Raw genomic sequence first — 6646 nt, 5'->3', positions numbered from 1 at the left:
GAAAAAGCCCGTCCGGCGATTGAGGACGAGGCCGCAGGCCGATGCAAGGGCGGGTGGGTGGGGAAAGAGGCCGTCCGGCGGTTGGGGGCGAGGTCGTGGGCCGGTTTGCGGGGGGTGTCCCGCCCCGCACGGGACACCGGCCAAGCCCCAGCCAAGGAGGAACTCAGGCCTGCTGCGAGCGGGCCTTGAAGGCGGCCTTGCGAGCCTCCTTCGCCACCTTCTTGTCAGGATGCAACCGCCCCATGGCCTCAAGCACATCCGCGGTAGCGGGATGCCCCACCCGCCACGCGGCAGCGAAGAACCCACTGTGCTGAGCGGCAAGCCCCTCCACAAGCCCCTGCAACTCCTCGGAGTTCCCCTCCGCGGCAAGCTGCGCGGCAATCGTGTCGATGGTGAGCCAGAACACCATCCCCTCCGACGGCGCAGGCACCTCCGCGGCCCCGTGCTCCGCGAGCCACACCCGGGCAAGCCCCCCGAGCTCCGCGTCGTCGAGCACCTCGCGCAGCGCGGGCTCGGCCGTCCCCCCGACGAGGGAGAGCGCCTGCTGGCACCGCAGCCGCCGCAACGGCGCACCCTCGTCGCCACCGCGCGCCGCGGCGAGCAGCTCCCGCGCGGCCTCCAGCGGGGCCCGCCGGGCGAGCCACAGCTCGATCTCGGCCTGCGCGGCGGCCTGCGGGAAGGCGGCGGTGGCGTCGAGCAGCGTGTCGGCGCCCTTGTCGGCGAGGTCACCGACGGCGGGCGCGTCGAGGCCCGCCTCCAGCATCCGCGCCCGGATCCCGTACAGACCGAGGGGCGTCAGCCTGACCATCCCGTACCGCGTGACGTCCTCGTCCTCGTCGGCGGGCGGCAGCGGCTCCTCACTGTCGATGTCGGCCATCAGGGCCTCGTCCACGGGCTGGTACTCGACGAGTCCGATCGGCTCCAGCATCCGGAACTGGTCGTCGAGGCGCATCATCGCGTCCGACACCTGTTCCAGGATGTCGTCCGTGGGCTCGCCCATGTCATCCGGAATGATCATGGAGGCGGCGAGCGCGGGCAGCGGCACCGCGCCGCCCTCGGCGGCGTTGTCACCGACGGTCAGCAGATACAGATTGCCGAGGACGCCCTCCAGGAAGTCCGCCTCGCCCTGCGGGTCCCAGCCGAGCTCCTCGAAGTCGATCTCACCGCCGCCCTCGATGGCGTCGACGAGGTCCTCCAGGTCGGGGACCGTCGCGTCGGCGAACACGGTCTCCAGGGCGGCGAGCCAGATGCCGAGGACGTCCTGCGGCCCGCCGGAGGTGAGCAGTCCGAGCTCCGCACCCGCGGTGACGGTGCCGTCGGCCTCCTCCCCGTCGGCGTCGTCGGCGTCGACCTCGTCGGGGTCCCGCACCTCCACCAGGCCGGTGTCGACGGCGACCCGCCACGCCTCGCTCGCGTACGCCGCCGCGTCACCGTCGTCCCCGGAACCGGCACCGGAACCCGAACCGGCACCGGTGAGCCCGAGCTCGGCCGCGGCGGCGGGCAACTGCTCGTCGACGAGCTCGCCGCCCGCGCCCACCCGCGTCCCGGGGCCCGCCCAGCGGGCGAGCCGCACGGCGCGGGCGAGCAGGGGTGCGGCTAGGGCGTCCCGCGCGAGCTCCGCTTCGGAGTGCAGCAGCACCGGCGGCAGGGTGGCGGGGCTTTGGGACATCGGCTGGTTCTCCTGACGGGCGTACGGGTCTGCTGCGTGAAGCCTAGACGGATGTGACCGTTTGCCGCCCGCCCGTCCGGAGTACCGGAACCGGACGGGTTTCCGCCGCGCCGCCGAGCGGCCCCGTCCCGCCGCACCCGGCCCGCCCCGCGCGGGTCCTGAGCCATCCGCCCGTCGCCCTGCGTACAGCCGACGCACACCCGAAGAGCCTTGACAACTTCCCCGTCCGCACAAGAGATTGACGCGCGTAGAGCGCCACTCCCCGGGCCGCGCCCCACCCCTCCTCACCTCGGAGTCCCCCGATGCCTCACATACCGAGATCCACCGCCGTCGGCGCCGTCGTCGCGACCGCCATCGCCGCCGGACTGCTCGCCGCCACAGTTGGTGCCTCCACGGCATCGCCCGCCTCGCCGGGCGCCCCCGGTCAGGTCCGGGTGCACGACATCCAGGGCGGCACACGGCTCTCGCCGCTCGCGGGGCAGCGGGTCGACGGCGTGCCCGGCATCGTCACGGGCGTGCGTGCCTACGGCTCCAAGGGCTTCTGGATCCAGGACGTGCGCGGGGACGGCGACCGCGCGACCAGTGAGGCCGTCTTCGTCTACACCGCCGCCACGCCGACCGTGCGCCCCGGCGACGCCGTCCGGGTCTCCGGCACGGTCACGGAGTACGTGCCCGGCGGCGCCTCCTCCGGCAACCAGTCGTTGACCCAGATCACCAAGCCGACGGTGACCGTGGAGTCCGGCGGCAACGCCCTGCCCGCGCCGGTGACCGTCAACGCCAGGTCCGTGCCCGGCGCCTACGCCCCCGCGGGCGACCCGGCCGCCGGCGACAGCATCAACGCGCTGCCCCTGAGGCCGCGTTCGTACGCCCTGGACTTCTACGAGTCCCTGGAGGGCATGAACGTGTCGATCGGCTCCTCGCGCGTCGTCGGTGCCACCGACCCGCACGCCGAGCTGTGGGTGACCGTGAAGCCGCACGAGCGCCCGACCCGGCGCGGCGGCGCGCTGTACGACTCGTACGCGGCGCAGAACACCGGCCGCCTCCAGGTGCAGCAGTTGGCCCCGCTCTCGGAGCGGCCGTTCCCGAAGGCGGACGTGGGTGACGTGCTGACCGGCGGCGCGGAGGGGCCCCTGGACTTCAACCAGTACGGCGGGTACACGCTGGCGGCCCGGGAGCTCGGTGCGGTCAAGGGCAAGGGCCTGGAGCGGGAGCGGACCCGGCCGCAGCGCGCGGGCGAGCTCGCCGTGGCCACGTACAACGTCGAGAACCTCGACCCGGGCGACCCGCAGACGAAGTTCGACGCGCTCGCGTCCGCCGTGGTCACCAACCTGGCCGCGCCGGACATCGTCGCCCTGGAGGAGATACAGGACGACAACGGCCCGAAGAACGACGGCACGGTCACCGCCGGGCAGACCCTGAAGAAGTTCACGGACGCGATCGTCGCGGCGGGCGGACCGCGCTACTCCTGGCGGACCGTCGACCCGGAGAACAACAAGGACGGCGGCGAGCCCGGCGGCAACATCCGGCAGGTGTTCCTCTTCAACGCCGAGCGGGTCTCGTTCACCGACCGCGGCGCCGGTGACGCGACCACCGCGACGGGCGTCGTAAGGACCGGCAAGCGGGCCGCGCTCACGCACTCGCCCGGCCGGATCGCCCCCGCCGACGCGGCGTGGGCCGACAGCCGCAAGCCGCTCGCGGGTGAGTTCAGCTTCCGCGGCCGGACGGTCTTCGTGGTCGCGAACCACTTCGCGTCCAAGGGCGGCGACGAGTCGCTGACCTCGCACCACCAGCCGCCGACGCGCTCCTCGGAGAGCCGCCGTGTGCGGCAGGCCGAAGCCGTGAACTCCTTCGTACGGGAGATCCGGGGCGTGCAGAAGGACGCGGACGTGCTCGTGGTCGGTGACATCAACGACTTCGATTTCTCCGCGACGACCAAGGCCCTGGAGGCGGGTGGCGCGCTGCGCGCCGGCATCAAGTCGCTGCCGCGCTCCGAGCGCTACTCGTACGTCTTCCAGGGCAACTCCCAGGTGCTCGACCAGATCCTGGTGAGCCCCGGCGTCGGCCGGTACCACTACGACAGCGTGCATGTGAACGCGGAGTTCGCGGAGCAGAACAGCGACCACGACCCGCAGGTGGTGCGGTTCCGGCCGTAGCGGGCTGTGGAGGGCCCTAGTGGGCTCTGGCGGGAGCGGCCCCTGAGCAGGGCGGTCAGGCGTACAGACGCGTCAGCCAGTCGTGCCAGGCGGCCTCGGTGCCCTTGGCGTCGGCGCCCGGCGCGAAGTCGTGGATGCTCAACGCGACGGGCCTGCCGAAGTGGTTGCGGCCGAAGAAGCGGTAGAGCGCGTCCTCGGTGCGCAGGCCGATGAAGTACGTCGTACGGAAGTCGATCACGGCGTCCAGTTCGGTGGCCGCCGCGCCCAGGCGGACGCGGGCGCCCTCCGACGCGTCGTCGGGCAGGCCCAGTTCCTGCGCGAGTCTGACGAAGGCGGCCGCGTCCACGGCGGCCGCCGGGGCGTCGAGGGCGGTGAAGGTGACGGGGCGGCCCACGAAGTACGTCAGGTACTGCCGCAGGCTGTGCAGGTAGAAGTCGGTGTGCTTGCTCGCGGCTTCGTACTGGTCGTCCCAGTCCTGGGTGGCCCTGGCGGCCTGGGCCGCCTGTGCGGCCCGGGAGGCCCGGGTGGCCTGGCGCCGGGCGGCGCCCTGGAAGCCCCTGGCCCCCCGGACGTCCCGGGGGCCGGGGGCGCCCGGCGTGTCCGGCGTGTCCGGGGCCCCGGGACTGAAGGTGCCGCCGTGCGCATGGCGCACCCAGGAGCGGCGGCCGCCGTCGCGCGGCTCGATCAGGTGCTCCAGGTGGTCGGTGTTCCGCTCCGGCGGGAGCACCCCGGGGCGGTCCGAGCGGACCGCGAGGCGGCGCGGCGGATCCCACACGGTGACCACGGCGTCGTGCGCCGCGTCGCCGCCGACCCGCGGCTCGTACACCATGGGCCACAGCCAGCCGCCGGTGCCGGTGGTGAACGCCTCCCACACGTCCCGGGGCGGCGAGTCGACCTCGAACTCCCGGACTATCTCGAATTCCCTGCCGCTGCCGCCGCCGCTGTCGGTGCCGGTGCCGGTGCCGCTGTCCATCGTCATGACGACTCCTCGGGGCCGAGCGGGGCGGCCGGGGCCGGCCGATCCTCGATCGCACGCTCACGTCCTTATGACTCCACCGGCGGCGGCCCCGGTAAAGCCCTCCGGCACGACTACCCGGGCACGACTCCGTACGCCCGCCGGTAGCGCCGCACCCGGCCCGACTCCAGCGTGCCCGGGAAGTCCCGTACCCGCCGCCACTCCTCGGAGAGCGTGCCGATGCCCTCGCCCGGGCCCTCGATCGCCCGCGCGTGGTGTGCCGCGGTCTCCCACTCCGCGTAGTTGACGATGTGCGTGCCGTCGGTGCTCAGATGGAAGTGCGCCGCCAGGAGGCCGGGGACGGCGGGGCCCGCGGCGATGGCGTCGGTGACCGTGCGCACCCAGGCCCGCTGCCGGTCGGCGTCCGGTCCTTCGAAGGCCACGTCGACGGTCACGAACGCCTCGGGAACGGCTGCGGCGGGGCCCGGGCGCACACTCGTGTGCAGACGGGTCCTGGTCAGCCCGAGCCGTTCGACGCCGGGCACCGCCGCGTCGATCTCGGCGTTCCGCTCGTCCCTGCCCCGGGCGAAGAAGTCCTGGTAGGCCTCGTCGTCACGCCACTGCGAGTGGTGCATCAGGGTGGCGCCGTCCTCGCCCTCGTACACGTGGTAGGACAGCAGACCCTCGTGCGGCCAGGGGCGGCTCTCCCAGGCCTTGGCGATCGCGTCGACCGTCGCCCGCTGCCGCTCGGGCGTGCCGACGTGCCAGGTGCTGAAGAAGGCGAGGCCGACGTCGGGGCGGGTCGGGTCGGGGTGCGTGGTGGCGCGCTGCGTCATGGGACTCTCCACTGCCGTAGGGGTGTTGCCTGCCGAACACGCCCTACGCTCCAACGTGAACCTTGGTTCAAGTCAAGCCCGACCGAGTCAGGCCCGCTCACGTCGGGAACGTCCAAGTCAGGCCCGCTCAACGTCGAGCCCGCTCACCGCAGGTCCGCCCGCTCGTGTCAGGCCCGTTCCGGCTCGGGCAGCGTCACCGCGACGAGGCCGGGGCGCTTCGCCCGGTGCGCCCCGCCCGCCACCGCCCCCGGCCGCACCCTGCCGACCCGGCGCCGCACCCACGGCCCCACCGCACCGGCCAGCCAGCGCACCTCCTGCGCCGCGCCGCCGAGCGCCGAGACCGGGGCGAGCGGCGGCAGCGGCCTGGCCCAGTCCTCGAATCCGGCGAGGCCGAGCGCGTCGGCGACACCGGCGGCGATGCGGGCGTGGCCGACGGGGCTCGCGTGCGTGCGGTCGCGGCTCCACAGCCGCGGGTCGGCGGTGATGCGCTGCGGGAAGAGGTCGAGGACCAGGACGCCGTGCCGGTCGGCGGCGGCGCGGATACGGGCGTTGAGGTCGACGACGCGGGGCTGCGCCCGGCGGGCCAGGGGCGCGATGCGGGCGATGTCGGGGAAGGTCACGGTGACCACGCGGGCGCCGGTCCCGGCGAGTTCGGCGAACATCTCCTCGACGGCGCGTGCGGTGCGGGCCGCGTCGTAGCCGGGCCTGACCACGTCGCCCACGCCCGCGACCACGGTCACGAGGTCCGGCTTGAGCGCGCGGGCCGGGGCCAGTTGCTCGTCCCTGACCTGCTCCGCGAGGCGCCCGCGCACGGCCAGGTTGGCGTACGCGAAGTCCGGATGTCCGACGGCGAGTATCTCGGCGAGCCGGTCGGCCCAGCCGCGGTAGCCGCGCCGTTCGTCACCGTCGCCGAGGCCTTCCGTCTGGCTGTCTCCGACGGCGACGTAACGCTCGTACGGATGCGAGGTCATGGCCCGAGGGTCCTGCGCCCGCCGGGGCCCGTCAACGACGCCCGCTCGGCGCGCGTCACACT

At 73.9% G+C, this 6646-nt stretch carries 5 protein-coding genes; 1 reads left to right on the top strand and 4 read right to left on the bottom strand.

Annotated features, from left to right (window positions below):
* Positions 1-163: 163 nt before the first annotated feature.
* Positions 164-1669, bottom strand: coding sequence for a hypothetical protein (locus IG78_RS0119165; RefSeq protein ID WP_030564777.1), 1506 nt, complete (start codon positions 1667-1669; stop codon positions 164-166).
* Positions 1670-1971: 302 nt separating this feature from the next.
* Between IG78_RS0119165 and IG78_RS0119160 the strand changes: the two genes are divergently transcribed.
* Positions 1972-3822, top strand: a complete 1851-nt coding sequence (locus tag IG78_RS0119160; RefSeq protein ID WP_030564776.1) for an endonuclease/exonuclease/phosphatase family protein — start codon at positions 1972-1974, stop codon at positions 3820-3822.
* Positions 3823-3877: 55 nt separating this feature from the next.
* Here IG78_RS0119160 and IG78_RS50600 read toward each other — a convergent pair whose 3' ends face one another.
* From IG78_RS50600 to IG78_RS0119140, 3 genes are all read right to left on the bottom strand, one after another.
* Positions 3878-4801 carry an SRPBCC family protein gene (locus IG78_RS50600; RefSeq protein ID WP_199813307.1) on the bottom strand — a complete coding sequence of 308 codons (924 nt, stop codon included), beginning with the start codon at positions 4799-4801 and terminating at the stop codon, positions 3878-3880.
* A gap of 110 nt (positions 4802-4911) precedes the next feature.
* Entirely contained in the window at positions 4912-5613 is a 702-nt protein-coding gene (locus IG78_RS0119145) for an antibiotic biosynthesis monooxygenase (protein WP_030564775.1), read from the bottom strand.
* 167 nt (positions 5614-5780) lie between these two features.
* On the bottom strand, positions 5781-6584 hold the full coding sequence (locus IG78_RS0119140) for an SGNH/GDSL hydrolase family protein (RefSeq protein WP_030564773.1): 804 nt from the start codon (positions 6582-6584) through the stop codon (positions 5781-5783).
* Positions 6585-6646 lie beyond the last annotated feature (62 nt).

The organism is Streptomyces aureocirculatus (assembly GCF_000720475.1).
Lineage (GTDB): Bacteria > Actinomycetota > Actinomycetes > Streptomycetales > Streptomycetaceae > Streptomyces > Streptomyces aureocirculatus.
The sequence above is the reverse complement of the archived record's forward strand: the minus strand, read 5'-3'. Positions and strand labels throughout refer to the sequence as shown.

What these genes read in the sequence shown, in the direction of transcription:
- IG78_RS0119165 (WP_030564777.1), bottom strand. Translation starts at nt 1,669, where the DNA reads ATGTCCCAAAGCCCCGCCACCCTGCCGCCGGTGCTGCTGCACTCCGAA.
- IG78_RS0119160 (WP_030564776.1), top strand. Translation starts at nt 1,972, where the DNA reads ATGCCTCACATACCGAGATCCACCGCCGTCGGCGCCGTCGTCGCGACC.
- IG78_RS50600 (WP_199813307.1), bottom strand. Translation starts at nt 4,801, where the DNA reads ATGACGATGGACAGCGGCACCGGCACCGGCACCGACAGCGGCGGCGGC.
- IG78_RS0119145 (WP_030564775.1), bottom strand. Translation starts at nt 5,613, where the DNA reads ATGACGCAGCGCGCCACCACGCACCCCGACCCGACCCGCCCCGACGTC.
- IG78_RS0119140 (WP_030564773.1), bottom strand. Translation starts at nt 6,584, where the DNA reads ATGACCTCGCATCCGTACGAGCGTTACGTCGCCGTCGGAGACAGCCAG.